Raw genomic sequence first — 24,260 nt, forward strand, 5'->3', positions numbered from 1 at the left:
CTATAGTAAGGAATAAAGCCGTGTCTAAAGAAAAATTTGAACGTACAAAACCGCACGTCAACGTCGGTACTATCGGCCACGTTGACCATGGTAAAACTACTCTGACCGCTGCAATCACTACCGTTCTGGCTAAAACCTACGGTGGTTCTGCTCGCGCATTCGACCAGATCGATAACGCGCCGGAAGAAAAAGCTCGTGGTATCACCATCAACACGTCTCACGTTGAATATGACACCCCGACTCGCCACTACGCACACGTAGACTGCCCGGGCCACGCCGACTATGTTAAAAACATGATCACCGGTGCTGCGCAGATGGACGGCGCGATCCTGGTTGTTGCTGCGACTGACGGCCCGATGCCGCAGACCCGTGAGCACATCCTGCTGGGTCGTCAGGTAGGCGTTCCGTACATCATCGTGTTCCTGAACAAATGTGACATGGTTGATGACGAAGAGCTGCTGGAACTGGTAGAGATGGAAGTTCGTGAACTGCTGTCTCAGTACGATTTCCCGGGCGACGACACCCCGATCGTTCGTGGTTCTGCTCTGAAAGCGCTGGAAGGCGAAGCAGAGTGGGAAGCGAAAATCATCGAACTGGCTGGCTTCCTGGATTCTTATATTCCGGAACCAGAGCGTGCGATTGACAAGCCGTTCCTGCTGCCGATTGAAGACGTATTCTCCATCTCCGGTCGTGGTACCGTTGTTACCGGTCGTGTAGAGCGCGGTATCATCAAAGTGGGTGAAGAAGTTGAAATCGTTGGTATCAAAGACACCGCGAAATCCACCTGTACCGGCGTTGAAATGTTCCGCAAATTGCTGGATGAAGGCCGTGCTGGTGAGAACGTAGGTGTTCTGCTGCGTGGTATCAAACGTGAAGAAATCGAACGTGGTCAGGTACTGGCTAAGCCGGGTTCCATCAAGCCGCACACCAAATTCGAATCTGAAGTGTACATTCTGTCCAAAGATGAAGGCGGCCGTCACACTCCGTTCTTCAAAGGCTACCGTCCGCAGTTCTACTTCCGTACAACTGACGTGACTGGCACCATCGAACTGCCGGAAGGCGTTGAAATGGTAATGCCGGGCGACAACATCAAAATGGTTGTTACCCTGATTCACCCGATTGCAATGGACGATGGTCTGCGTTTCGCGATCCGTGAAGGCGGCCGTACCGTTGGCGCGGGCGTTGTAGCAAAAGTTCTGGGCTAATTAATTAGCTTTGAATTGAAAAAGGGCGCTTCGGCGCCCTTTTTGCTGCTCGCTATTTATGGTCGAAATATTTATGCAAAATTAAGCGCCGGGCCGGGTCAGGAGCTTTACAGTTGTGCTATTGTAATCGCAACCATTCTCATTTACACTTTGCGCAGAAATTGAACGGGAGTGATCATGTACGTTTGTTTGTGTAATGGTGTGAGTGATAAAAAAATTCGACAGGCAGTGCGCCAGTTTCATCCTCAATCATTTCAGCAGCTCCGCAAGTTTGTTCCGGTTGGAAATCAGTGTGGTAAATGTGTTCGCGCAGCAAGAGAGATCATGCAAGACGAACTTACCCAGATGCCGGAATACAAAGAGATTGCCTGAGTTTTTATCTTTTTTTTGACATCCTTGTAGCCCCATCTACGCTTCAATGAGTGGAAGCGGAGGGACTACATAATGAAAGGTGATGTTAAAATCATAAATTATCTCAATAAATTATTGGGAAATGAGCTTGTCGCAATAAACCAATACTTTCTCCATGCGAGAATGTTCAAAAACTGGGGGCTGACGCGCCTCAATGATGTCGAATACCATGAATCTATTGATGAAATGAAACACGCCGATCTCTACATTGAGCGTATTTTATTTCTTGAAGGTATCCCAAATTTGCAGGATTTGGGCAAGCTGGGGATTGGTGAAGACGTTGAAGAGATGCTGCAATCGGATCTCCGACTGGAACTGGAAGGCGCGAAGGATTTGCGCGAAGCCATCGCTTATGCGGATAGTGTTCATGACTATGTTAGCCGCGACATGATGATCAAGATACTTGCCGAAGAAGAGCATCATATTGATTGGCTTGAAACAGAGCTGGATCTGATAAGCAAAATTGGTATTCAGAACTATCTCCAGTCGCAAATCAAAGTGGAAGAGTAGTTGGTATCACAGAATGGTATCCCGTCAGTAAACCCGCTGCTGCCAGAAATGGCCCGAAAGGCAGTGGGTTTTTTAATGCCTGTAAACTTCGCGATCTGAGTGCATTGATACTCGCCACACTACAGGCCAAAAAGGCGGCTATAAAAACCAGACCGGGTAAATTCTGCCAGCCATGCCAGGCCCCGAGAGCCGAAAGATATTTTACATCGCCGTAGCCAAGCCCTTCCTTACCGCGCAACATTTTGTAGCCCCAATAAATAACAGCAAACCCTATATAACCTGCCGTCGCGCCGATAACTGCTTGTTTCAATAATTCAGCATTTGCGAAGCAGTGCCAAATTAACCCCACCCAGAGAAGAGGGCAGGTTAAACGGTCTGGCAGCAACCCGGTATGGATGTCGTGCCATGCAAGCATTAGATTGAGTAACAGATAAACCGCGAGAAAAAACATGGCGTCCTGCCAGATAAGCCGGTAACGGGTGGCATGCATAATGCGAAATCGCTGTGTGAAAGCCAATTAACTCCTTCTAATGTTGCGTAGCTGCTCGTGAGAAATGATACCGGCATTGTTACTGTTACGTTCACCCTGCGAGCATGCGCGCAGCACTGCTTAATTTCTAAACTGTACTTGCGTCTGGCTCAGATTTACGTATAATGCGCGGGCTTGTCGTAAATGACGGCGGGTTCAATCTGAACCACAACGGTGCTGTTTGGCCGTTACAATGCTCCCAATCGGGGGGCTACGTAAGAACGATTACACTCCCCCATCAATCGTAATGGGTGTGAGGAGTAATTATTTTCGTCTATAAATAATTGGAGCTCTGGTCTCATGCAGAACCAAAGAATCCGTATCCGTCTTAAAGCGTTTGATCATCGTCTGATCGATCAATCAACCGCGGAAATCGTCGAGACTGCTAAGCGCACTGGTGCGCAAGTCCGTGGTCCGATCCCGCTGCCGACCCGCAAAGAGCGCTTCACCGTTCTGATCTCCCCGCACGTTAACAAAGACGCGCGTGATCAGTACGAAATCCGCACTCACAAGCGTCTGGTTGACATCGTTGAGCCAACCGAGAAAACCGTTGATGCTCTGATGCGTCTGGACCTGGCTGCCGGTGTAGACGTGCAGATCAGCCTGGGTTAATCAGGTCATCGAGCGATTGAGAGGTTGAAACAATGATTGGTTTAGTCGGTAAAAAAGTGGGCATGACCCGCATCTTCACTGAAGATGGCGTATCTATCCCAGTAACCGTAATCGAAGTTGAAGCAAACCGCGTTACTCAGGTTAAAGACCTGGCTAACGATGGCTACCGCGCAATCCAGGTTACCACCGGTGCTAAAAAAGCTAACCGTGTAACCAAACCGGAAGCGGGTCACTTCGCTAAAGCTGGCGTTGAAGCTGGCCGTGGTCTGTGGGAATTCCGTCTTGCTGACGGCGAAGAATTCACCGTAGGTCAGGACATTAGCGTTGAGCTGTTTGCTGAAGTTAAAAAAGTTGACGTAACTGGCACCTCTAAAGGTAAAGGTTTCGCAGGTACCGTTAAGCGCTGGAACTTCCGTACCCAGGACGCTACCCACGGTAACTCCCTGTCTCACCGCGTTCCGGGTTCTATCGGTCAGAACCAGACTCCGGGCAAAGTGTTCAAGGGCAAGAAAATGGCAGGTCAGCTGGGTAATGAGCGCGTAACCGTTCAGAGCCTGGACGTAGTACGTGTTGACGCTGAGCGCAACCTGCTGCTGGTTAAAGGTGCTGTCCCGGGTGCAACCGGTAGCGACCTGATCGTTAAACCAGCTGTGAAGGCGTGAGGAGATAGCAATGGAATTAGTATTGAAAGACGCGCAGAGCGCGCTGACTGTTTCCGAAACTACCTTCGGTCGTGACTTCAACGAAGCGCTGGTACACCAGGTTGTCGTTGCTTACGCAGCTGGTGCTCGTCAGGGTACTCGTGCTCAGAAGACCCGTGCTGAAGTAACTGGTTCCGGTAAAAAACCGTGGCGCCAGAAAGGCACCGGCCGTGCTCGTTCTGGTTCTATCAAGAGCCCGATCTGGCGTTCTGGTGGCGTGACCTTCGCTGCGCGTCCGCAGGACCACAGTCAAAAAGTTAACAAAAAGATGTACCGCGGCGCGCTGAAAAGCATCCTGTCCGAACTGGTACGTCAGGATCGTCTGATCGTTGTCGAGCAGTTCTCTGTTGAAGCACCGAAGACCAAGCTGCTGGCTCAGAAACTGAAAGACATGGCTCTGGAAGATGTGCTGATCATCACCGGTGAGCTGGACGAGAACCTGTTCCTGGCCGCGCGCAACCTGCACAAGGTTGATGTTCGCGACGCGACTGGTATCGACCCGGTTAGCCTGATCGCCTTCGACAAAGTCGTAATGACTGCTGATGCTGTTAAGCAAGTTGAGGAGATGCTGGCATGATTCGTGAAGAACGTCTGCTGAAGGTGCTGCGCGCACCGCACGTTTCTGAAAAAGCGTCTACTGCGATGGAAAAAACAAACACCATCGTTCTCAAAGTTGCTAAAGACGCGACCAAAGCAGAAATCAAAGCTGCTGTGCAGAAACTGTTTGAAGTCGAAGTCGAAGTCGTTAACACCCTGGTAGTTAAAGGGAAAGTTAAACGTCACGGACAGCGTATCGGTCGTCGTAGCGACTGGAAAAAAGCTTACGTCACCCTGAAAGAAGGCCAGAATCTGGACTTCGTTGGCGGCGCTGAGTAAGTCGGAGGAGTAATACAATGGCAGTTGTTAAATGTAAACCGACATCTCCGGGTCGTCGCCACGTTGTTAAAGTGGTTAACCCTGAGCTGCACAAGGGCAAACCTTTTGCTCCGTTGCTGGAAAAAAACAGCAAATCCGGTGGTCGTAACAACAATGGCCGTATCACCACTCGTCATATCGGTGGTGGCCACAAGCAGGCTTACCGTATTGTTGACTTCAAACGCAACAAAGATGGTATCCCGGCAGTTGTTGAGCGTCTTGAGTACGATCCGAACCGTTCCGCGAACATCGCGCTGGTTCTGTATAAAGATGGCGAACGCCGTTACATCCTGGCCCCTAAAGGCCTGAAAGCTGGCGACCAGATTCAGTCTGGCGTTGATGCTGCAATCAAAGCAGGTAACACCCTGCCGATGCGCAATATCCCGGTTGGTTCTACCGTTCATAACGTAGAAATGAAACCAGGTAAAGGCGGTCAGCTGGCTCGTTCCGCTGGTACTTACGTTCAGATCGTTGCTCGCGATGGTGCTTACGTCACCCTGCGTCTGCGTTCTGGTGAAATGCGTAAAGTCGAAGCAGAATGCCGCGCGACTCTGGGCGAAGTTGGCAATGCTGAGCATATGCTGCGCGTTCTGGGTAAAGCAGGTGCTGCACGCTGGCGTGGTGTTCGTCCTACCGTTCGCGGTACTGCGATGAACCCAGTCGACCACCCACATGGTGGTGGTGAAGGTCGTAACTTTGGTAAGCACCCGGTAACTCCGTGGGGCGTTCAGACCAAAGGTAAGAAGACCCGCAGCAACAAGCGTACTGATAAATTCATCGTACGTCGCCGTAGCAAATAATTTTAGAGGATAAGCCATGCCACGTTCTCTCAAGAAAGGTCCTTTTATTGACCTGCACTTGCTGAAGAAGGTAGAGAAAGCGGTGGAAAGCGGAGACAAGAAGCCCCTGCGCACTTGGTCCCGTCGTTCAACGATCTTTCCTAACATGATCGGTTTGACCATCGCTGTCCATAATGGTCGTCAGCACGTTCCGGTATTTGTTTCCGACGAAATGGTCGGTCACAAACTGGGTGAATTCGCACCGACTCGTACTTATCGCGGCCACGCTGCTGATAAAAAAGCGAAGAAGAAATAAGGTAGGAGGAAGAGATGGAAACTTTAGCTCAACATCGCCATGCTCGTTCTTCTGCTCAGAAGGTTCGCCTTGTTGCTGACCTGATTCGCGGTAAGAAAGTGTCGCAGGCCCTGGATATTCTGACCTACACCAATAAGAAAGCGGCTGTACTGGTCAAGAAAGTTCTGGAATCTGCCATTGCTAACGCTGAACACAACGATGGCGCTGACATTGACGATCTGAAAGTTGCGAAAATTTTCGTAGACGAAGGCCCGAGCATGAAGCGCATTATGCCGCGTGCAAAAGGTCGTGCAGATCGCATCCTGAAGCGCACCAGCCACATCACTGTGGTTGTGTCCGATCGCTGAGACTCTGGAGACTAGCAATGGGTCAGAAAGTACATCCTAATGGTATTCGCCTGGGTATTGTAAAACCATGGAACTCAACCTGGTTTGCGAACACCAAAGAATTCGCTGACAACCTGGACAGCGATTTTAAAGTACGTCAGTACCTGACTAAGGAACTGGCTAAAGCGTCTGTATCTCGTATCGTTATCGAGCGTCCGGCTAAGAGCATCCGTGTGACCATTCACACTGCTCGCCCGGGTATCGTTATCGGTAAAAAAGGTGAAGACGTTGAAAAACTGCGCAAGGTCGTAGCGGATATCGCTGGCGTTCCTGCTCAGATCAATATCGCCGAAGTTCGTAAACCTGAACTGGACGCAAAACTGGTTGCTGACAGCATCACTTCTCAGCTGGAACGTCGTGTAATGTTCCGTCGTGCTATGAAGCGTGCTGTACAGAACGCAATGCGTCTGGGCGCTAAAGGTATCAAAGTTGAAGTTAGCGGCCGTCTGGGCGGCGCGGAAATCGCACGTACCGAATGGTACCGTGAAGGTCGCGTTCCGCTGCACACTCTGCGTGCTGACATCGACTACAACACCTCCGAAGCGCACACCACTTACGGTGTAATCGGCGTAAAAGTGTGGATCTTCAAAGGCGAGATCCTTGGTGGTATGGCTGCAGTTGAACAACCGGAAAAACCGGCTGCTCAACCTAAAAAGCAGCAGCGTAAAGGCCGTAAATAAGGAGCGTCGCTGATGTTACAACCAAAGCGTACAAAATTCCGTAAAGTGCACAAAGGCCGCAACCGTGGTCTCGCGCAGGGCACGGATGTGAGCTTCGGCACTTACGGTCTGAAAGCTGTTGGCCGTGGTCGTCTGACCGCTCGTCAGATCGAAGCAGCACGTCGTGCTATGACTCGTGCTGTTAAGCGTCAGGGTAAGATCTGGATCCGTGTATTCCCGGACAAACCGATCACCGAGAAGCCGCTGGAAGTTCGTATGGGTAAAGGTAAAGGTAACGTAGAGTATTGGGTTGCCTTGATTCAGCCGGGTAAAGTCCTGTACGAAATGGACGGTGTTCCGGAAGAGCTGGCCCGTGAAGCCTTCGAGCTGGCAGCAGCAAAACTGCCGATTAAAACCACCTTTGTAACTAAGACGGTGATGTAATGAAAGCAAAAGAGCTGCGTGAAAAGAGCGTTGAAGAGCTGAACACCGAGCTGCTTAACCTGCTGCGCGAGCAGTTCAACCTGCGTATGCAGGCTGCAAGTGGCCAGCTGCAACAGACTCACCTGTTGAAGCAAGTGCGTCGTGATGTCGCACGCGTTAAGACTTTACTGACTGAGAAGGCGGGTGCGTAATGACCGATAAAATCCGTACTCTGCAAGGTCGTGTTGTTAGCGACAAAATGGAGAAATCCATTGTTGTAGCTATCGAACGTTTCGTGAAACACCCGATCTACGGTAAATTCATCAAACGTACGACTAAACTGCACGTACATGACGAGAACAACGAATGCGGTACTGGCGACGTGGTTGAAATCCGCGAATGCCGTCCGCTGTCCAAGACTAAGTCCTGGACGCTGGTTCGCGTTGTAGAGAAAGCGATTCTGTAATAGAGTACGCGTTCTCAAACGAATAAACGGCTCAGCGATGGGCCGTTTATTTTTTCTACCCATATCAAGGAAGCGGTGTTATAATGCTGCGCCCTCGATATGGGGCTTTTTATCGACCCTGATTTTAGGGTCTTCAGTAGTAGTTGACATTAGCGGAGCACTGAAATGATCCAAGAACAGACTATGCTGAACGTCGCCGACAACTCCGGTGCACGTCGCGTAATGTGTATCAAGGTTCTGGGTGGCTCGCACCGTCGCTACGCAGGCGTAGGCGACATCATCAAGATCACCATCAAAGAAGCAATTCCGCGTGGTAAGGTCAAAAAAGGTGATGTGCTGAAGGCGGTAGTGGTGCGCACCAAGAAGGGTGTTCGTCGCCCTGACGGTTCTGTCGTTCGCTTCGATGGCAATGCTTGTGTTCTTCTGAACAACAACAGCGAGCAGCCTATCGGTACGCGTATTTTTGGGCCGGTTACTCGTGAACTTCGTTCTGAGAAGTTTATGAAAATCATCTCTCTGGCACCAGAAGTACTCTAAGGAGCGAATCATGGCAGCTAAAATCCGTCGTGATGACGAAGTTATCGTGTTAACCGGTAAAGATAAAGGTAAGCGCGGTAAAGTAAAAAATGTTCTGTCTTCCGGCAAGATCATTGTTGAAGGTATCAACCTGGTTAAGAAACATCAGAAGCCGGTTCCGGCCCTGAACCAACCGGGTGGCATCGTTGAAAAAGAAGCCGCTATTCAGGTTTCTAACGTTGCAATCTTCAATGCGGCAACCGGCAAGGCCGACCGTGTAGGCTTTAGATTCGAAGACGGCAAAAAAGTCCGTTTCTTTAAATCTAACAGCGAAACTATCAAGTAATTTGGAGTAGTACGATGGCGAAACTGCATGATTACTACAAAGACGAAGTAGTTAAGAAACTCATGACTGAGTTTAACTACAATTCTGTCATGCAAGTCCCTCGGGTCGAGAAGATCACCCTGAATATGGGTGTTGGTGAAGCGATCGCTGACAAGAAACTGCTGGATAACGCAGCAGCTGACCTGGCAGCAATCTCCGGTCAAAAACCGTTGATCACCAAAGCGCGCAAATCTGTTGCGGGCTTCAAAATCCGTCAGGGCTATCCGATCGGCTGTAAAGTGACTCTGCGTGGCGAACGCATGTGGGAGTTCTTTGAGCGCCTGATCACTATTGCTGTACCGCGTATCCGTGACTTCCGTGGCTTGTCCGCTAAGTCTTTCGACGGTCGTGGTAACTACAGCATGGGTGTCCGTGAGCAGATCATCTTCCCAGAAATCGACTACGATAAAGTCGACCGCGTGCGTGGTTTGGATATTACCATTACCACTACTGCGAAATCTGACGAAGAAGGCCGTGCTCTGCTGGCTGCCTTTGACTTCCCGTTCCGCAAGTAAGGTAGGGTTACTTCATGGCTAAGCAATCTATGAAAGCACGCGAAGTTAAACGCGTAGCTTTAGCTGAAAAATACTTCGCGAAACGCGCTGAACTGAAAGCGATCATTTCTGATGTGAACGCTTCCGACGAAGATCGTTGGAACGCTGTTCTCAAGCTGCAGAGTCTGCCGCGTGATTCCAGCCCGTCTCGTCAGCGTAACCGCTGCCGCCAAACTGGTCGTCCGCACGGTTTCCTGCGGAAGTTCGGGTTGAGCCGTATTAAGGTCCGTGAATCCGCTATGCGCGGTGAAATCCCGGGTCTGAAAAAGGCTAGCTGGTAATTGTCACCAATTGAATCACGGGAGTAAAGACAGATGAGCATGCAAGATCCGATCGCGGATATGCTGACCCGTATCCGTAACGGTCAGGCCGCGAACAAAGCTGCGGTCACCATGCCTTCCTCCAGGCTGAAAGTGGCAATTGCCAACGTGCTGAAGGAAGAAGGTTTTATTGAAGATTTCAAAATTGAAGGCGACACCAAGCCGGAACTGGAAGTGACTCTTAAATACTTCCAGGGTAAAGCTGTGGTAGAAAGCATTCAGCGTATCAGCCGCCCAGGTCTGCGCATCTATAAGAAAAAAGATGAGCTGCCGAAAGTTATGGGTGGTATGGGTATCGCGGTTGTTTCTACCTCTAAAGGTGTTATGACTGATCGTGCAGCGCGCCAGGCTGGTCTTGGTGGCGAAATTATCTGCTACGTAGCCTAATCGGAGGAAAAAATGTCTCGTGTTGCTAAAGCACCGGTCGTTATTCCTGCCGGCGTTGACGTAAAAATCAACGGTCAGGTTATCACGATCAAAGGTAAAAACGGCGAGCTGACTCGTACTCTCAACGATGCTGTTGTAGTTAACCAAGCAGACAATGCTCTGACTTTCGGTCCGCGTGATGGTTACGCAGACGGTTGGGCTCAGGCTGGTACCGCGCGTGCCCTGCTGAACTCAATGGTTATCGGTGTTACCGAAGGCTTCACTAAGAAGCTGCAGCTGGTTGGTGTAGGTTACCGCGCAGCGGTCAAAGGGAATGTAGTAAACCTGGCTCTGGGTTTCTCTCATCCTGTTGATCATCAGTTGCCGGCCGGTATCACTGCAGAATGTCCGTCACAGACTGAAATCGTGCTGAAAGGCGCGGATAAGCAGGTGATTGGCCAGGTTGCAGCAGATCTGCGCGCCTACCGTCGTCCTGAGCCTTATAAAGGCAAGGGTGTTCGTTACGCCGACGAAGTCGTGCGTACCAAAGAGGCTAAGAAGAAGTAAGGTAACACTATGGATAAGAAATCTGCTCGTATCCGTCGTGCGACCCGCGCACGCCGCAAGCTCAAAGAGCTTGGTGCGACTCGCCTGGTGGTACATCGTACCCCGCGTCATATCTACGCCCAGGTAATCGCATCGAATGGTTCTGAAGTTCTGGTAGCTGCTTCTACTGTAGAAAAAGCTATCTCTGAACAACTGAAGTACACCGGTAACAAAGACGCGGCCGCAGCTGTGGGTAAAGCTGTAGCTGAACGCGCTCTGGAAAAAGGCATCAAAGATGTTTCCTTTGACCGTTCCGGGTTCCAATATCATGGTCGCGTCCAGGCACTGGCAGATGCTGCCCGTGAAGCTGGCCTTCAGTTCTAAGGTAGAGGTGTAAGATGGCTCACATCGAAAAACAAGCTGGCGAACTGCAGGAAAAGCTGATCGCGGTAAACCGCGTATCTAAAACCGTTAAAGGTGGTCGTATTTTCTCCTTCACAGCTCTGACTGTTGTTGGCGATGGTAACGGTCGCGTTGGTTTTGGTTACGGTAAAGCCCGCGAAGTTCCGGCAGCGATCCAGAAAGCGATGGAAAAAGCCCGTCGCAATATGATTAACGTCGCGCTGAACCACGGCACCCTGCAGCACCCGGTTAAGGGTACTCACACGGGTTCTCGTGTATTCATGCAGCCGGCTTCCGAAGGTACCGGTATTATTGCCGGTGGTGCAATGCGCGCCGTTCTGGAAGTCGCTGGGGTTCATAACGTTCTGGCTAAAGCATATGGTTCCACCAACCCGATTAACGTGGTTCGTGCAACTATTGATGGTCTGGAAAATATGAAATCCCCGGAAATGGTCGCTGCCAAGCGTGGTAAATCCGTTGAAGAAATTCTGGGGTAATTGACCATGGCAAAGACTATTAAAATCACTCAAACCCGCAGTGCAATCGGTCGTCTGCCGAAACACAAGGCAACGCTGCTTGGCCTGGGTCTGCGTCGTATTGGTCATACTGTTGAACGTGAGGATACTCCTGCGGTTCGCGGTATGGTCAACGCGGTTTCCTTCATGGTTAAAGTTGAGGAGTAAGAGATGCGTTTAAATACTCTGTCTCCGGCCGAAGGCTCCAAAAAGGCGGGTAAACGCCTGGGTCGTGGTATCGGTTCTGGCCTCGGTAAAACCGGTGGTCGTGGTCACAAAGGTCAGAAATCTCGTTCTGGCGGTGGCGTACGTCGCGGTTTCGAGGGTGGTCAGATGCCACTGTATCGTCGTCTGCCGAAATTCGGTTTTACTTCTCGCAAAGCAATGATCACGGCAGAGATTCGTCTGTCCGATCTGGCTAAAGTAGAAGGCGACGTAGTTGACCTGAACACGCTGAAAGCGGCTAACATTATCGGCATCCAGATCGAGTTCGCGAAAGTGATCCTGGCTGGTGAAGTAGCTCGTCCGGTAACTGTTCGTGGCCTGCGTGTGACGAAAGGCGCTCGTGCTGCTATCGAAGCTGCTGGCGGTAAAATTGAGGAATAAGTAGCAGATGGCTAAACAACCGGGATTAGATTTTCAAAGTGCCAAGGGTGGAATTGGCGAACTGAAACGCAGACTGCTGTTTGTTATCGGTGCGTTGATTGTTTTCCGTATTGGCTCTTTTATTCCGATCCCTGGTATTGATGCCGCTGTACTTGCCAAACTGCTTGAGCAACAGCGTGGCACCATCATTGAGATGTTTAACATGTTCTCTGGTGGTGCTCTTAGTCGTGCTTCTATCTTTGCATTGGGTATCATGCCGTATATTTCGGCATCAATTATCATCCAGCTGTTAACGGTCGTTCATCCGGCCCTGGCAGAGTTGAAGAAAGAAGGGGAGTCTGGCCGTCGTAAGATCAGTCAGTACACCCGTTACGGCACTCTGGTGTTGGCGATATTTCAGTCGATCGGTATTGCTACCGGTTTACCGAATATGCCTGGTATGCAAGGTCTGGTTATGAACCCAGGCTTTGCATTCTACTTCACTGCTGTTGTGAGTCTGGTTACAGGAACTATGTTCCTGATGTGGCTCGGTGAACAGATTACTGAACGCGGTATCGGCAACGGTATCTCGATCATTATCTTTGCCGGCATCGTGGCGGGTCTTCCGCCAGCCATTGCCCATACTATCGAGCAAGCGCGTCAAGGCGACCTGCACTTCCTCCTGTTGCTGTTGGTTGCAGTATTAGTATTCGCAGTGACGTTCTTTGTTGTTTTCGTTGAACGTGGTCAACGCCGCATCGTGGTGAACTACGCAAAACGTCAGCAAGGTCGTCGTGTCTATGCTGCTCAGAGCACACATTTACCGCTGAAAGTGAATATGGCGGGGGTAATCCCTGCAATCTTCGCTTCCAGTATTATTCTGTTCCCTGCAACCATCGCGTCATGGTTCGGGGGCGGTACTGGTTGGAACTGGCTGACAACAATTTCGCTGTATTTGCAGCCTGGGCAACCGCTTTATGTGTTACTCTATGCGTCTGCAATCATCTTCTTCTGTTTCTTTTATACGGCGTTGGTTTTCAACCCGCGAGAAACAGCAGATAACCTGAAGAAGTCCGGTGCATTTGTACCAGGAATTCGTCCGGGAGAGCAAACGGCGAAGTATATCGATAAAGTAATGACCCGCCTGACTTTGGTCGGTGCGCTTTATATTACTTTTATCTGCCTGATCCCGGAGTTCATGCGTGATGCGATGAAGGTACCGTTCTATTTTGGTGGGACGTCACTGCTTATCGTTGTTGTCGTGATTATGGACTTTATGGCTCAAGTGCAAACTCTGATGATGTCCAGTCAGTATGAGTCTGCATTGAAGAAGGCGAACCTGAAAGGCTATGGCCGTTAATGGTCGCCCGAGAAGTTACGGAGAGTAAAAATGAAAGTTCGTGCTTCCGTCAAGAAATTATGCCGTAACTGCAAAATCGTTAAGCGTGATGGCGTCATCCGCGTGATTTGCAGTGCCGAGCCGAAGCATAAACAGCGCCAAGGCTGATTATTTCGCATATTTTTCTTGCAAAGTTGGGTTGAGCTGGCTAGATTAGCCAGCCAATCTTTTGTATGTCTGTACGTTTCCATTTGAGTATCCTGAAAACGGGCTTTTCAGCATGGTGCGTGCAAGTAAAATTATAGGAGTGCATAGTGGCCCGTATAGCAGGCATTAACATTCCTGATCAGAAACATGCTGTGATCGCATTAACTTCGATCTATGGCGTCGGTAAAACCCGCTCTCAAGCCATTCTGGCTGCTGCGGGCATCGCTGAAAATGTTAAGATCAGTGAGCTGTCTGAAGAACAAATCGACACGCTGCGTGACGAAGTTGCCAAATTTGTCGTTGAAGGTGATCTGCGCCGTGAAATTAGCATGAGCATCAAGCGCCTGATGGATCTTGGTTGCTATCGCGGTTTGCGTCATCGTCGTGGTCTCCCGGTTCGCGGTCAGCGTACCAAGACCAACGCACGTACCCGTAAGGGTCCGCGCAAACCGATCAAGAAATAATCGGGGTGATTGAATAATGGCAAAGGCACCAATTCGTGCACGTAAACGTGTAAGAAAACAAGTCTCTGACGGCGTGGCTCATATCCATGCTTCTTTCAACAACACCATCGTTACTATTACTGATCGTCAGGGTAACGCGCTGGGTTGGGCAACAGCCGGTGGTTCCGGTTTCCGTGGTTCTCGCAAATCCACTCCGTTTGCAGCTCAGGTTGCAGCAGAGCGTTGCGCTGAAGCCGTAAAAGAATACGGTATCAAGAATCTGGAAGTTATGGTTAAGGGACCGGGTCCGGGCCGCGAATCTACTATTCGTGCTCTGAACGCCGCTGGTTTCCGCATCACTAATATTACTGATGTGACTCCGATCCCTCACAACGGTTGTCGTCCGCCGAAAAAACGTCGCGTATAACGCGGTCGTTTTCTAGGATTGTTGGAGAAAGAAAATGGCAAGATATTTGGGTCCTAAGCTCAAGCTGAGCCGTCGTGAGGGCACAGACCTGTTCCTTAAGTCTGGCGTTCGCGCGATCGATACCAAGTGTAAAATTGAACAAGCTCCTGGCCAGCACGGTGCGCGTAAACCGCGTCTGTCTGACTATGGTGTGCAGTTGCGTGAAAAGCAAAAAGTTCGCCGTATTTACGGTGTGCTGGAGCGTCAGTTCCGTAACTACTACAAAGAAGCAGCACGTCTGAAAGGCAACACCGGTGAAAACCTGTTGGGTCTGCTGGAAGGTCGTCTGGACAACGTTGTATACCGTATGGGCTTTGGCGCCACTCGTGCTGAAGCACGCCAGCTGGTTAGCCACAAAGCAATCATGGTAAACGGTCGTGTTGTTAACATCGCTTCTTATCAGGTTAGTCCGAATGACGTTGTTAGCATTCGTGAGAAAGCGAAAAAGCAGTCTCGCGTGAAAGCCGCTCTGGAGCTGGCTGAGCAGCGTGAAAAGCCAACCTGGCTGGAAGTTGATGCTGGCAAGATGGAAGGCACGTTCAAGCGTAAGCCGGAGCGTTCTGATCTGTCTGCGGACATTAACGAACACCTGATCGTCGAGCTTTACTCCAAGTAAAGCTTAGTACCAAAGAGAGGACACAATGCAGGGTTCTGTGACAGAGTTTCTAAAACCGCGCCTGGTAGATATCGAGCAAGTGAGTTCGACGCACGCCAAGGTGACCCTTGAGCCTTTAGAGCGTGGCTTTGGCCATACTCTGGGTAACGCACTGCGCCGTATTCTGCTCTCATCGATGCCGGGTTGCGCGGTGACTGAGGTTGAGATTGATGGTGTACTTCATGAGTACAGCACCAAAGAAGGCGTTCAGGAAGATATCCTTGAAATCCTGCTCAACCTGAAAGGGCTGGCGGTGAGAGTTCAGGGTAAAGATGATGTTATTCTTACTCTGAATAAATCTGGCATTGGCCCTGTGACCGCAGCCGACATTACCCACGACGGTGATGTCGAAATCGTCAAGCCGCAGCATGTGATCTGCCACCTGACCGATGAGAACGCATCTATCAATATGCGTATCAAAGTTCAGCGCGGTCGTGGTTATGTTCCGGCGTCTGCCCGAATTCATTCGGAAGAAGATGAGCGCCCAATCGGCCGTCTGCTCGTTGACGCCTGCTACAGCCCTGTAGAGCGTATTGCCTACAATGTTGAAGCAGCACGTGTTGAACAGCGTACCGACCTGGACAAGCTGGTCATCGAAATGGAAACCAACGGCACAATCGATCCTGAAGAGGCGATTCGTCGTGCGGCAACCATTCTGGCTGAACAACTTGAAGCTTTCGTTGATTTACGTGATGTACGTCAGCCGGAAGTTAAAGAAGAGAAACCAGAATTCGATCCGATTCTGCTGCGCCCTGTTGACGATCTGGAATTGACTGTCCGCTCTGCTAACTGCCTCAAGGCAGAAGCTATCCACTATATCGGTGATCTGGTACAGCGTACCGAGGTTGAGTTGCTGAAAACGCCGAACCTGGGTAAAAAATCTCTTACCGAGATTAAAGACGTGCTGGCCTCCCGCGGTCTGTCTCTGGGCATGCGCCTGGAAAATTGGCCGCCGGCAAGCATTGCTGACGAGTAACCGGATCACAGGTTAAGGTTTTACTGAGAAGGATAAGGTCATGCGCCATCGTAAGAGTGGTCGTCAACTGAACCGCAACAGCAGCCATCGCCAGGCCATGTTCCGTAACATGGCAGGCTCTCTGGTTCGTCATGAGATCATCAAGACGACCCTGCCGAAAGCGAAAGAGCTGCGTCGCGTAGTTGAGCCGCTGATTACTCTTGCCAAGACGGATAGCGTTGCTAATCGTCGTCTGGCATTCGCCCGCACTCGTGATAACGAGATCGTGGCAAAACTGTTTAACGAGCTGGGCCCGCGTTTCGCGAGCCGTGCCGGTGGTTACACTCGTATTCTGAAGTGTGGCTTCCGTGCTGGTGACAACGCGCCGATGGCTTACATCGAGCTGGTTGATCGCTCTGAATCGAAAGCAGAAGCTGCTGCAGAGTAATCTGTAGTAACGTAAAGAAACCCGCTTCGGCGGGTTTTTTTATATCGGTCGTGCTACCTCTTCCCTACAATGTATGTATCTTTTTTGTTCATTCCCTCGTGAGCCGTTATGTGGTTACTTGATCAGTGGGCAGAACGCCATATTCTCGATGCTCAGCAAAAAGGCGAATTTGACAATCTACCCGGCAGCGGTGAGCCGTTGTTGCTGGATGATGATTCTCATATCCCTGCGGAGCTGCGCGCTGGGTATCGCTTGCTGAAAAATGCTGGCTGCCTGCCACCAGAACTGGAATACCGTAAAGAAGCCGTGATGCTTATCGATCTGCTCAATAGCGTGCAGCACGATCACCCGGATTTCCAGCTATTGCATCGCCGTTTGTCGTTACTGGAAATGAAGCTGCGCCAGGCTGGCTTAAGCACCGATTTCCTGCGAGGCGATTACGCCGACAAACTGCAGCAAAAAATTAATGAGGAGTAATCATGTACCGCATTGGTGAAATAGCGAAACTTGCAGAAGTCACGCCAGATACGATCCGTTACTACGAAAAACAGCAAATGATGGATCATGAAGTCAGAACGGAAGGCGGATTTCGTCTTTATACGGATAAGGATCTGCAACGGCTCAAATTTATTCGCCATGCCCGGCAATTAGGGTTTACCCTCGAATCCATCCGTGAACTGTTGTCGATCCGTATTGATCCTGAACATCACACTTGCCAGGAGTCGAAAAGTATTGTGCAGGCTCGATTGAGTGAGGTTGAAGCGCGCATTGAAGAGTTGCAGTCCATGCGTCGTTCATTGCAAAAACTGAACGATGCATGTTGTGGTACAGCGCACAGCAGCGTTTATTGTTCTATTCTCGAAGCCCTTGAACAGGGGGCGAGTGGTAACCCGACCACAACGGCCTGTTGATCTTCTGCGCAGAGAGATCTACACTCCGGCCGTTTTAATACACAATCTGGAGACGTTATGAGCCGCTATCAGCATACGAAAGGGCAGATCAACGATAACGCGATTGAAGCTTTGTTACATGATCCGTTATTTCGCCAACGTATTGAGAAAAACAAGAAAGGGAAAGGAAGTTATTTACGGAAAGGCAAGCACGCAAAAAAAGGCTTTCAGGAGGCCAGTGGCAAGCAAGCGAATCGCTTATTTACCACTGGCCTTCTTGCATTTACTTAATTGCGATTATTTTGCTCTTTCAGCAAATCGCGAATTTCACTCAGCAACACTTCTTCTTTACTCGGTGCCGGTGGTGCTTTCGGTTCTTCTTCTTGCTTACGTTTCAGCTTATTGATCAGCTTAATCGCGATGAAAATTGCAAAAGCGACGATGATGAAATCAAAGATGTTCTGAATAAACACGCCGTAGTGCATAACGACAGCGGGAACGTCGCCCTGCGCGCCGCGTAGCGTCCACGCAAACGATTTAAAATCTATCCCGCCAATTAATAGCCCCAGCGGCGGCATAATGATATCGGCAACCAATGACGACACAATTTTGCCGAAAGCTGCACCGATGATGACACCAACTGCCAAATCCACCACATTTCCGCGCATTGCAAATTCACGGAACTCTTTCAAAATGCTCATATCCCTTCTCCATGTGCAGACTGTCGGATCAAGTCTAACAAATTACCGATCAATTTCCATTTGGGCAGGGTAATTGTAATGATTTCTTAAACCCTGATGAAAGCGGGGAATAATGTGCGGGCGCATAATTGCGCCCGGAGTATTACAGGAAGAATGGGCTCGGCTGAAATAAACGCTCGACGTCCGTGATATATTTTTTGTCCGTTAAAAACATAATCACATGGTCGCCTTGCTCAATCCGCAAATTATCATTGGCAATCATGACATCATTTCCTCGTACGACAGCACCGATGATTGTGCCTGGCGGCAATTTAATTTCATCAATAACGCGGCCGACAACACGGGATGTCGTTTCGTCTCCGTGTGCAACCGCTTCAATTGCTTCTGCGACACCGCGACGTAAGGATGAAACGCCAACGATATCCGCTTTACGCACATGGCTAAGCAGAGCGGAAATAGTCGCCTGTTGCGGCGATATGGCAATATCAATCACACTTCCCTGAACCAAATCAACATAAGCGCGGCGCTGAATGAGCACCATCACTTTCTTGGCTCCCATCCGTTTGGCCAGCATTGCAGACATAATGTTAGCTTCGTCGTCATTGGTAACAGCAATAAAAAGATCCACCTGATCGATATGCTCTTCGGCCAGTAATTCTTGATCTGAGGCGTCACCATAAAAAACGATCGTGTTTTGCAGCTTCTCGGCCAGCTCCGCAGCACGTTGTTGATCGCGCTCGATCAGCTTCACGCTGTAGTCTTTTTCCAACTGACGAGCCAGACCGGCGCCGATATTACCCCCGCCAACTAGCATAATGCGTTTATACGGTTTTTCCAGCCGCTGAAGTTCACTCATAACGGCACGGATATGCTGCGATGCGGCAATAAAAAATACCTCATCGCCTGCTTCAACAATGGTTGAGCCTTGCGGGCGAATAGGCCTGTCATGGCGAAAAATAGCAGCAACGCGAGTATCAATATGCGGCATATGCTCACGCATGGTTGACAACGCATTTCCAACCAACGGGCCACCATAATACGCTTTCACCACAGCCAGACTGACTTTGCCTTCGGCAAAATTCACAACCTGTAATGCGCCAGGATATTCGATGAGGCGGTAAATACTGTCGATAACCAGTTGCTCCGGCGCGATCAGATGATCGATGGGAACGGCTTCTGAGTGAAAAAGCTTATCTGCGTCGCGAACATAGTCTGGTGAGCGGATGCGGGCAATACGGTTCGGCGTGTTAAACAGTGAGTAAGCGACCTGGCAGGCAACCATATTGGTTTCATCCGAGCTGGTCACCGCAACCAGCATATCGGCATCGTCAGCGCCAGCTTCGCGTAGCACGCGGGGGTGAGAACCGTGGCCTTGTACGACGCGGAGATCGAATTTGTCCTGCAAACTACGCAGACGGTCGCCATTAGTATCAACAACGGTAATATCGTTATTCTCTCCGACCAGGTTTTCTGCCAGCGTTCCACCAACCTGTCCTGCACCCAGAATAATTATTTTCATCTGTTGTGACCCGTTGTTCCCATCACTGTTTGATTATCTTAGCGTAAAAGAAACCATCGCCTTCTTCCGCACCTGGCAGTTTCTGCAAGCCAGGGTTTTCCGGTGTACCTGTTTCGTTCAGCTGCGCATCAGATGTACGCTTGAGGAAGGCTGCGACCTGCTGACTGTTCTCTTCCGGCAAGATGGAACATGTTGCATACACCAGGGTACCGCCTGGTTTCAAATGCGGCCAGATAGCATCCAGAATTTGCGATTGCAGCTGCGCTAGTTCTGAAATATCGCGATCGCGACGCAGCCATTTGATATCGGGATGGCGTCGAATAACCCCCGTCGCTGAGCAAGGCGCATCCAGCAGGATACGATCGAATTGTTCATCACCACACCATTGCTCCGGGAAACGCCCATCCCCCTGTTTTACCTGCGCTTTCATGCCCAGCCGTTTTAGGTTGTCGTAAACACGCGACAAGCGCTGGTCGTCGATATCTACCGCCAACACGCTGGCCTCTGGAGCGGCCTCGAGAATATGAGTGGTTTTGCCTCCGGGCGCAGCACACAGATCGAGAATGCGTTCACCGTTTTTGGGCGTAAGAAAAGCAATGCAACCCTGAGCAGAAGCATCCTGTACGGTAACCCAACCCTCGGCAAACCCCGGCAGAGCAGTGACTGGTGCAGGGCTCGCCAGACGAACTGCATCGGGATAATCCGGATGCGGAGATCCTTGCAAACCGGCTTCTTCTAGCAATGCTAACCAGCTATCGCGTGTGTTGTGCTGACGATTGACACGCAGCCACATCGGCGGGCGCTGATTACTGGCTTCGACAATGTGTTGCCAGTGGTGTGGATAGGCCTTTTGCACACGGTTTAACAGCCACTTCGGGAACAGAAAATGATTTTCGCTTTGGGCGAACTCTGCCAGCAACTCTTCCTGTTGACGCTGGAATTGACGTAATACGCCATTAATCAAGCCTTTAAGCTGCGGGCGCTTAATGACCACCGCGCCTTCCACGGTTTCTGCCAGCGCAGCATGCGCAGGGATGCGCGTATGCAAAAGCTGATAAAACCCAACCATGATCAGATAGTGCACTGTGCGCTGCTTGCCCGTCATTGGACGTGACATCAATTTATTGATGAGCCAGTCGAGCTGTGGCAAAACGCGCAAAACACCAAAGCACAGCTCTTGCAGCAGCGCTTTATCTTTGTCGGAAACTTTTTGTTGCAACGGCGGCAGGATATTGCTGAGCGATTGCCCTTGTTCTATGACCTGCTCAACTGCCTGCGCAGCCATGCTGCGTAAATTTATTTGTTTTTTCATGGCGATAAAAATAAAAAATGCCCGGCAAGCCGGGCTAAAATACTCTCAGGCCAGGTGGTTGCCAGGGGCAAACCATTCCCGCCGCGAATTCAGCAGATCCTGCGCGCTCATTGCTTTTTTACCGGCAGGCTGCAGCGATTCAAGATTCAGTATTCCGTCAGCAGTTGCAACCTGAATACCCGCTTTCGACACATCGACGATTGTGCCGGGTTTCTCTGTTGATTTAGACGGAATAACCGACGCTTTCCAGACTTTCACTGGTTGCTCATCAACCACAAACCAGCTCATTGGCCAGGGGTTGAAGGCACGAATGCATCGTTCAAGCTGGGTGGCGCTGAGCGACCAGTCCAGGCGTGCTTCTTCTTTACTGAGCTTCTCTGCGTAAGTGACCTGCGCTTCGTCTTGCACCTGCGGTTGTGCTGTGCCCTGAACAAGCTGTTGCAACGTGGCAATTAACCCCTGCGGACCGAGCTCTGCCAGTTTGTCATACAGCGTGGCACTGGTGTCTTCATCGGTAATCGGACATGCGAGTTTAAACAGCATGTCGCCAGTATCCAGACCCACATCCATTTGCATGATAGTGACGCCCGTTTCCGCATCACCTGCCCATAGCGAGCGCTGAATAGGTGCCGCGCCGCGCCAGCGTGGTAGCAGTGAACCGTGAACATTAATGCAACCCAGGCGCGGCATGGCCAGCACTGCTTTTGGCAGGATCAGACCGTATGCCACCACCACCATCACATCGGCGTGAAGATTGGCAACCAACTGCTGGTTTTCCTCTGCACGTAACGATGCGGGTTGAAACACTGGCAGGCCTTTTTCTTCCGCCAGCACTTTTACTGGGCTTGGCATCAGCTTTTTACCGCGACCTGCAGGTCGGTCTGGCTGAGTAAAAACTCCCACCACCTGATGCTCAGAAGACAACAGCGCGTCAAGATGACGCGCTGCAAAATCCGGAGTGCCGGCGAAAATAATACGTAGAGAATCTGACACGTTTATCCTTTTCAGCCCGTTTTATGCGCGGGCGTTCATGCGATCCAGTTTTTCAACTTTCTGGCGAATGCGCTGACGTTTCATCGGCGACAGGTAATCAATAAACAGCTTACCGACCAGATGATCCATCTCATGCTGAATGCAGATTGCCAGAAGACCGTCGGCTTCCAGTTCGAATGTTTTTCCGTCACGATCCAGTGCGCGGATTTTTACTTTCTCTGCACGAGGTACCAGCGCACGTTGTTCCGGAATAGACAGGCAACCTTCTTCAATACCGGTTTCCCCGCTTTTTTCCAGCAGCTCGGGGTTAATCAACACTAATTGCTCATCGCGATTTTCGGAAACGTCGATCACGATGATGCGCTGGTGAATATCAACCTGCGTTGCTGCCAGGCCAATACCTTCTTCTGCGTACATCGTTTCAAACATATCATCGACGATACGTTGAATGTCCGCATTCACTTCTTTTACCGGCTCGGCGACTTTGCGAAGGCGCTCGTCCGGAATATGTAACACATGCAAAACTGCCATAAATATCCAGAGTCGTGTTCAGGAGTTGATGAGAATATTACCTCTATTCTAGACAAATCCCCCCGTGATTGACAGCATCAGTGACCAATCGCAAGGATTGCTACAGCGGCTTATGGCAGGGGATAAAGGATGACAAGCACGGAGATTTGGCTGCGGTTGTTACAGGTGACCACACTGTGTGGCGATCAATGGCTGAATGCAGCACAGTGGCTGGAACAAAACCAGAGCGCATCCTTCGCTGAACTTCGGCTCATTGGGTTTACAGAAGCGCAGACGCAGCGCTTTTTCTCTCTTTCTGCATGTGAGCTTGAAAAGAGCCTTAACTGGCTTGCACAACCTGGTAATCATTTAATTATTGCCAGCGATCCGGCTTATCCTGCACCTTTGCGCGCTATTCCTGATTTTCCCGGTGCTATTTTTGTTAAAGGCAATCCAGCGGTACTGGCAACACAACAACTGGCTGTTGTTGGGAGCCGCGCACATTCATGGTATGGCGAGCGGTGGGGGCGGATTTTTTGTGAAGTGCTTGCTCATGCGGGGTTAACGATTACCAGTGGCATGGCGTTGGGGATCGATAGCGTGGCCCACCGGGCGGCTTTACAGGTTAATGGAAAAAGCATTGGCGTACTGGGGAACGGTTTATACAGCCTCTATCCGCGCAAGCATGCTTCGCTTGCAGCAGAATTAATTGAAAGCGGTGGTGCATTGGTATCCGAATTTCCCCTCGCGGTTACGCCGAAGCCGGGTAATTTTCCGCGCCGCAACCGTATCATCAGTGGTCTCAGCCGTGGAGTACTGGTTGTAGAAGCCGCTTTGCGTAGTGGTTCACTGGTAACCGCGCGGATTGCGCTTGAACAAGGCCGTGATGTTTTTGCATTACCCGGTCCTATTGGTAGCCCTGGCAGCGAAGGGCCGCACTGGTTAATCAAACAAGGAGCAATACCGGTAACATCGGCTGATGAGATCCTCGAAAATTTGCAATATGGGCTGAATTGGTTGTCTGACGTACGCGAAAATGCAATTTATTCTCCAGATCAAGAAGAGGTGGCATTGCCATTTCCTGAGCTCCTGGCTAACGTAGGAGATGAGGTAACACCTGTTGACGTCGTCGCTGAACGTGCCGGCCAACCTGTGCCAGTCATCGCAGCTCAGTTGCTTGAACTGGAGTTAGCAGGATGGATCGCAGCTGTACCCGGCGGCTATGTCCGATTGAGGAGGGCAAGCCATGTTCGACGTACTAATGTACTTGTTTGAGACTTACATCCATAACGAAGCGGAATTGCGTGTGGATCAGGACAAACTGGAACGGGATCTTACCGACGCCGGATTTGATCGTGAAGACATCTACAATGCACTTTTGTGGCTGGAAAAGCTGGCTGATTATCAGGAAGGCCTCGCCGAACCGATGCAGCTTGCTTCTGATCCGCTTTCTGTCCGTATTTATACAGCAGAAGAGTGTGAAAGGCTGGATGCCAGTTGCCGGGGATTCTTGTTATTCCTGGAGCAGATTCAGGTGCTAAACCTCGAAACGCGAGAAATGGTGATTGAACGGGTGCTGGCGCTGGATACGGCAGAGTTCGAGTTAGAAGATCTGAAATGGGTCATTCTGATGGTTCTCTTCAATATCCCTGGGTGTGAAAACGCCTACCAGCAAATGGAAGAATTACTCTTTGAAGCGAATGAAGGTATGCTGCACTAAT

The 24,260-nt window shown here is 50.4% G+C and carries 42 protein-coding genes; 36 read left to right on the forward strand and 6 right to left on the reverse strand.

Annotation, left to right across the window (positions count from 1 at the left end; all coding sequences use genetic code 11):
• The first annotated feature begins 20 nt into the window (after positions 1-20).
• The 3 genes from tuf to bfr all read left to right on the forward strand — a co-directional run bounded on the left by tuf (position 21) and on the right by bfr (position 2,126).
• Positions 21-1,205: an elongation factor Tu gene (tuf, locus tag C813_RS24925; RefSeq protein ID WP_015742710.1), complete on the forward strand. Its 1,185-nt coding sequence runs from the start codon at positions 21-23 to the stop codon at positions 1,203-1,205.
• 177 nt (positions 1,206-1,382) lie between these two features.
• Positions 1,383-1,577 carry a bacterioferritin-associated ferredoxin gene (gene bfd, locus C813_RS24930; RefSeq protein ID WP_017460066.1) on the forward strand — a complete coding sequence of 65 codons (195 nt, stop codon included), beginning with the start codon at positions 1,383-1,385 and terminating at the stop codon, positions 1,575-1,577.
• A 72-nt stretch (positions 1,578-1,649) separates the two neighbouring features.
• Positions 1,650-2,126 carry a bacterioferritin gene (gene bfr / locus C813_RS24935; protein WP_017460067.1) on the forward strand — a complete coding sequence of 159 codons (477 nt, stop codon included), beginning with the start codon at positions 1,650-1,652 and terminating at the stop codon, positions 2,124-2,126.
• Here bfr and C813_RS24940 read toward each other — a convergent pair.
• Positions 2,110-2,616: a prepilin peptidase gene (locus tag C813_RS24940; RefSeq protein WP_017460068.1), complete on the reverse strand. Its 507-nt coding sequence runs from the start codon at positions 2,614-2,616 to the stop codon at positions 2,110-2,112. The genes bfr and C813_RS24940 overlap by 17 nt on opposite strands.
• 339 nt (positions 2,617-2,955) lie before the next feature.
• Between C813_RS24940 and rpsJ the strand changes: the two genes are divergently transcribed.
• From rpsJ to C813_RS25095, 31 genes are all read left to right on the forward strand, one after another.
• Positions 2,956-3,267 carry a 30S ribosomal protein S10 gene (rpsJ, locus tag C813_RS24945; protein ID WP_001181005.1) on the forward strand — a complete coding sequence of 104 codons (312 nt, stop codon included), beginning with the start codon at positions 2,956-2,958 and terminating at the stop codon, positions 3,265-3,267.
• A 32-nt stretch (positions 3,268-3,299) separates the two neighbouring features.
• The gene (gene rplC / locus C813_RS24950; protein ID WP_017460069.1) at positions 3,300-3,929 is read left to right on the forward strand and encodes a 50S ribosomal protein L3; all 630 of its coding nucleotides are present in this window, start codon (positions 3,300-3,302) and stop codon (positions 3,927-3,929) included.
• A 10-nt stretch (positions 3,930-3,939) separates the two neighbouring features.
• The gene (gene rplD, locus C813_RS24955) at positions 3,940-4,545 is read left to right on the forward strand and encodes a 50S ribosomal protein L4 (protein ID WP_007369811.1); all 606 of its coding nucleotides are present in this window, start codon (positions 3,940-3,942) and stop codon (positions 4,543-4,545) included.
• Positions 4,542-4,844: a 50S ribosomal protein L23 gene (gene rplW / locus C813_RS24960; RefSeq protein WP_000617546.1), complete on the forward strand. Its 303-nt coding sequence runs from the start codon at positions 4,542-4,544 to the stop codon at positions 4,842-4,844. Before rplD ends, rplW begins: the two co-directional genes overlap by 4 nt.
• A gap of 17 nt (positions 4,845-4,861) precedes the next feature.
• The gene (gene rplB / locus C813_RS24965; protein WP_007369812.1) at positions 4,862-5,683 is read left to right on the forward strand and encodes a 50S ribosomal protein L2; all 822 of its coding nucleotides are present in this window, start codon (positions 4,862-4,864) and stop codon (positions 5,681-5,683) included.
• A 16-nt stretch (positions 5,684-5,699) separates the two neighbouring features.
• On the forward strand, positions 5,700-5,978 hold the full coding sequence (gene rpsS / locus C813_RS24970) for a 30S ribosomal protein S19 (protein WP_001138115.1): 279 nt from the start codon (positions 5,700-5,702) through the stop codon (positions 5,976-5,978).
• 14 nt (positions 5,979-5,992) lie between these two features.
• Positions 5,993-6,325: a 50S ribosomal protein L22 gene (rplV, locus tag C813_RS24975; protein WP_002919773.1), complete on the forward strand. Its 333-nt coding sequence runs from the start codon at positions 5,993-5,995 to the stop codon at positions 6,323-6,325.
• Between the two features lie 17 nt (positions 6,326-6,342).
• The gene (gene rpsC, locus C813_RS24980) at positions 6,343-7,044 is read left to right on the forward strand and encodes a 30S ribosomal protein S3 (protein WP_000529945.1); all 702 of its coding nucleotides are present in this window, start codon (positions 6,343-6,345) and stop codon (positions 7,042-7,044) included.
• 12 nt (positions 7,045-7,056) lie between these two features.
• The gene (rplP, locus tag C813_RS24985) at positions 7,057-7,467 is read left to right on the forward strand and encodes a 50S ribosomal protein L16 (RefSeq protein ID WP_007369814.1); all 411 of its coding nucleotides are present in this window, start codon (positions 7,057-7,059) and stop codon (positions 7,465-7,467) included.
• On the forward strand, positions 7,467-7,658 hold the full coding sequence (gene rpmC / locus C813_RS24990; RefSeq protein ID WP_004388609.1) for a 50S ribosomal protein L29: 192 nt from the start codon (positions 7,467-7,469) through the stop codon (positions 7,656-7,658). The genes rplP and rpmC overlap by 1 nt, the downstream gene beginning before the upstream one ends.
• The gene (rpsQ, locus tag C813_RS24995) at positions 7,658-7,912 is read left to right on the forward strand and encodes a 30S ribosomal protein S17 (protein WP_017460070.1); all 255 of its coding nucleotides are present in this window, start codon (positions 7,658-7,660) and stop codon (positions 7,910-7,912) included. The genes rpmC and rpsQ overlap by 1 nt, the downstream gene beginning before the upstream one ends.
• A gap of 165 nt (positions 7,913-8,077) precedes the next feature.
• The gene (rplN, locus tag C813_RS25000; RefSeq protein WP_004388611.1) at positions 8,078-8,449 is read left to right on the forward strand and encodes a 50S ribosomal protein L14; all 372 of its coding nucleotides are present in this window, start codon (positions 8,078-8,080) and stop codon (positions 8,447-8,449) included.
• A 10-nt stretch (positions 8,450-8,459) separates the two neighbouring features.
• Positions 8,460-8,774: a 50S ribosomal protein L24 gene (gene rplX, locus C813_RS25005; RefSeq protein WP_007369816.1), complete on the forward strand. Its 315-nt coding sequence runs from the start codon at positions 8,460-8,462 to the stop codon at positions 8,772-8,774.
• A 14-nt stretch (positions 8,775-8,788) separates the two neighbouring features.
• Positions 8,789-9,328, forward strand: coding sequence for a 50S ribosomal protein L5 (gene rplE, locus C813_RS25010; protein WP_001096200.1), 540 nt, complete (start codon positions 8,789-8,791; stop codon positions 9,326-9,328).
• A gap of 14 nt (positions 9,329-9,342) precedes the next feature.
• Positions 9,343-9,648 carry a 30S ribosomal protein S14 gene (gene rpsN / locus C813_RS25015; protein ID WP_007369817.1) on the forward strand — a complete coding sequence of 102 codons (306 nt, stop codon included), beginning with the start codon at positions 9,343-9,345 and terminating at the stop codon, positions 9,646-9,648.
• A gap of 33 nt (positions 9,649-9,681) precedes the next feature.
• A complete protein-coding gene (rpsH, locus tag C813_RS25020) occupies positions 9,682-10,074 on the forward strand; it encodes a 30S ribosomal protein S8 (protein ID WP_017460071.1) in 393 nt (130 codons plus the stop codon).
• A 12-nt stretch (positions 10,075-10,086) separates the two neighbouring features.
• Positions 10,087-10,620 (forward strand): 50S ribosomal protein L6, encoded by a 534-nt coding sequence (gene rplF / locus C813_RS25025; protein WP_017460072.1) that lies wholly within the window; start codon positions 10,087-10,089, stop codon positions 10,618-10,620.
• A 9-nt stretch (positions 10,621-10,629) separates the two neighbouring features.
• Entirely contained in the window at positions 10,630-10,983 is a 354-nt protein-coding gene (gene rplR, locus C813_RS25030) for a 50S ribosomal protein L18 (RefSeq protein ID WP_017460073.1), read from the forward strand.
• Between the two features lie 14 nt (positions 10,984-10,997).
• Positions 10,998-11,498: a 30S ribosomal protein S5 gene (gene rpsE / locus C813_RS25035; RefSeq protein WP_007369821.1), complete on the forward strand. Its 501-nt coding sequence runs from the start codon at positions 10,998-11,000 to the stop codon at positions 11,496-11,498.
• 6 nt (positions 11,499-11,504) lie between these two features.
• A complete protein-coding gene (gene rpmD / locus C813_RS25040) occupies positions 11,505-11,684 on the forward strand; it encodes a 50S ribosomal protein L30 (protein ID WP_001140434.1) in 180 nt (59 codons plus the stop codon).
• 3 nt (positions 11,685-11,687) lie between these two features.
• On the forward strand, positions 11,688-12,122 hold the full coding sequence (gene rplO, locus C813_RS25045; protein ID WP_007369822.1) for a 50S ribosomal protein L15: 435 nt from the start codon (positions 11,688-11,690) through the stop codon (positions 12,120-12,122).
• Positions 12,123-12,129: 7 nt separating this feature from the next.
• A complete protein-coding gene (gene secY, locus C813_RS25050) occupies positions 12,130-13,461 on the forward strand; it encodes a preprotein translocase subunit SecY (RefSeq protein ID WP_007369823.1) in 1,332 nt (443 codons plus the stop codon).
• A 30-nt stretch (positions 13,462-13,491) separates the two neighbouring features.
• On the forward strand, positions 13,492-13,608 hold the full coding sequence (gene rpmJ / locus C813_RS25055; protein ID WP_000868187.1) for a 50S ribosomal protein L36: 117 nt from the start codon (positions 13,492-13,494) through the stop codon (positions 13,606-13,608).
• Between the two features lie 146 nt (positions 13,609-13,754).
• Positions 13,755-14,111, forward strand: coding sequence for a 30S ribosomal protein S13 (rpsM, locus tag C813_RS25060; protein ID WP_007369824.1), 357 nt, complete (start codon positions 13,755-13,757; stop codon positions 14,109-14,111).
• A 16-nt stretch (positions 14,112-14,127) separates the two neighbouring features.
• A complete protein-coding gene (gene rpsK / locus C813_RS25065) occupies positions 14,128-14,517 on the forward strand; it encodes a 30S ribosomal protein S11 (RefSeq protein ID WP_002919257.1) in 390 nt (129 codons plus the stop codon).
• Between the two features lie 34 nt (positions 14,518-14,551).
• The gene (gene rpsD / locus C813_RS25070; protein WP_003031138.1) at positions 14,552-15,172 is read left to right on the forward strand and encodes a 30S ribosomal protein S4; all 621 of its coding nucleotides are present in this window, start codon (positions 14,552-14,554) and stop codon (positions 15,170-15,172) included.
• A 25-nt stretch (positions 15,173-15,197) separates the two neighbouring features.
• Positions 15,198-16,187, forward strand: a complete 990-nt coding sequence (locus C813_RS25075) for a DNA-directed RNA polymerase subunit alpha (RefSeq protein WP_007369825.1) — start codon at positions 15,198-15,200, stop codon at positions 16,185-16,187.
• Positions 16,188-16,227: 40 nt separating this feature from the next.
• Entirely contained in the window at positions 16,228-16,614 is a 387-nt protein-coding gene (gene rplQ / locus C813_RS25080) for a 50S ribosomal protein L17 (RefSeq protein WP_001216372.1), read from the forward strand.
• Positions 16,615-16,722: 108 nt separating this feature from the next.
• Entirely contained in the window at positions 16,723-17,091 is a 369-nt protein-coding gene (locus tag C813_RS25085) for a DnaJ family domain-containing protein (RefSeq protein WP_017460074.1), read from the forward strand.
• 2 nt (positions 17,092-17,093) lie between these two features.
• Positions 17,094-17,525 carry a Zn(2+)-responsive transcriptional regulator gene (gene zntR, locus C813_RS25090; protein WP_017460075.1) on the forward strand — a complete coding sequence of 144 codons (432 nt, stop codon included), beginning with the start codon at positions 17,094-17,096 and terminating at the stop codon, positions 17,523-17,525.
• Positions 17,526-17,582: 57 nt separating this feature from the next.
• Positions 17,583-17,795 (forward strand): alternative ribosome-rescue factor A, encoded by a 213-nt coding sequence (locus tag C813_RS25095; RefSeq protein WP_017460076.1) that lies wholly within the window; start codon positions 17,583-17,585, stop codon positions 17,793-17,795.
• Here the strand turns inward: C813_RS25095 and mscL are convergent.
• From mscL to def, 5 genes are all read right to left on the reverse strand, one after another.
• A complete protein-coding gene (mscL, locus tag C813_RS25100) occupies positions 17,792-18,205 on the reverse strand; it encodes a large-conductance mechanosensitive channel protein MscL (protein ID WP_017460077.1) in 414 nt (137 codons plus the stop codon). The genes C813_RS25095 and mscL overlap by 4 nt on opposite strands.
• A 142-nt stretch (positions 18,206-18,347) precedes the next feature.
• Complete coding sequence (gene trkA / locus C813_RS25105) at positions 18,348-19,724, reverse strand: Trk system potassium transporter TrkA (RefSeq protein ID WP_007369830.1); 1,377 nt, start codon at positions 19,722-19,724, stop codon at positions 18,348-18,350.
• Positions 19,725-19,746: 22 nt separating this feature from the next.
• Positions 19,747-21,036, reverse strand: coding sequence for a 16S rRNA (cytosine(967)-C(5))-methyltransferase RsmB (gene rsmB / locus C813_RS25110; protein ID WP_017460078.1), 1,290 nt, complete (start codon positions 21,034-21,036; stop codon positions 19,747-19,749).
• A 45-nt stretch (positions 21,037-21,081) separates the two neighbouring features.
• Positions 21,082-22,029: a methionyl-tRNA formyltransferase gene (gene fmt, locus C813_RS25115; protein WP_017460079.1), complete on the reverse strand. Its 948-nt coding sequence runs from the start codon at positions 22,027-22,029 to the stop codon at positions 21,082-21,084.
• A 21-nt stretch (positions 22,030-22,050) separates the two neighbouring features.
• Positions 22,051-22,560 carry a peptide deformylase gene (gene def, locus C813_RS25120; protein WP_007369833.1) on the reverse strand — a complete coding sequence of 170 codons (510 nt, stop codon included), beginning with the start codon at positions 22,558-22,560 and terminating at the stop codon, positions 22,051-22,053.
• Positions 22,561-22,689: 129 nt separating this feature from the next.
• Between def and dprA the strand changes: the two genes are divergently transcribed.
• Both dprA and smg read left to right on the forward strand, forming a co-directional pair.
• A complete protein-coding gene (gene dprA / locus C813_RS25125; protein ID WP_017460080.1) occupies positions 22,690-23,814 on the forward strand; it encodes a DNA-protecting protein DprA in 1,125 nt (374 codons plus the stop codon).
• Positions 23,786-24,259 carry a DUF494 family protein Smg gene (smg, locus tag C813_RS25130; protein WP_017460081.1) on the forward strand — a complete coding sequence of 158 codons (474 nt, stop codon included), beginning with the start codon at positions 23,786-23,788 and terminating at the stop codon, positions 24,257-24,259. The genes dprA and smg overlap by 29 nt, the downstream gene beginning before the upstream one ends.
• The last annotated feature ends 1 nt before the right edge of the window (position 24,260 follow it).

The sequence above is a fragment of the Kosakonia sacchari SP1 genome (assembly GCF_000300455.3).
Taxonomy (GTDB): Bacteria; Pseudomonadota; Gammaproteobacteria; order Enterobacterales; family Enterobacteriaceae; genus Kosakonia; species Kosakonia sacchari.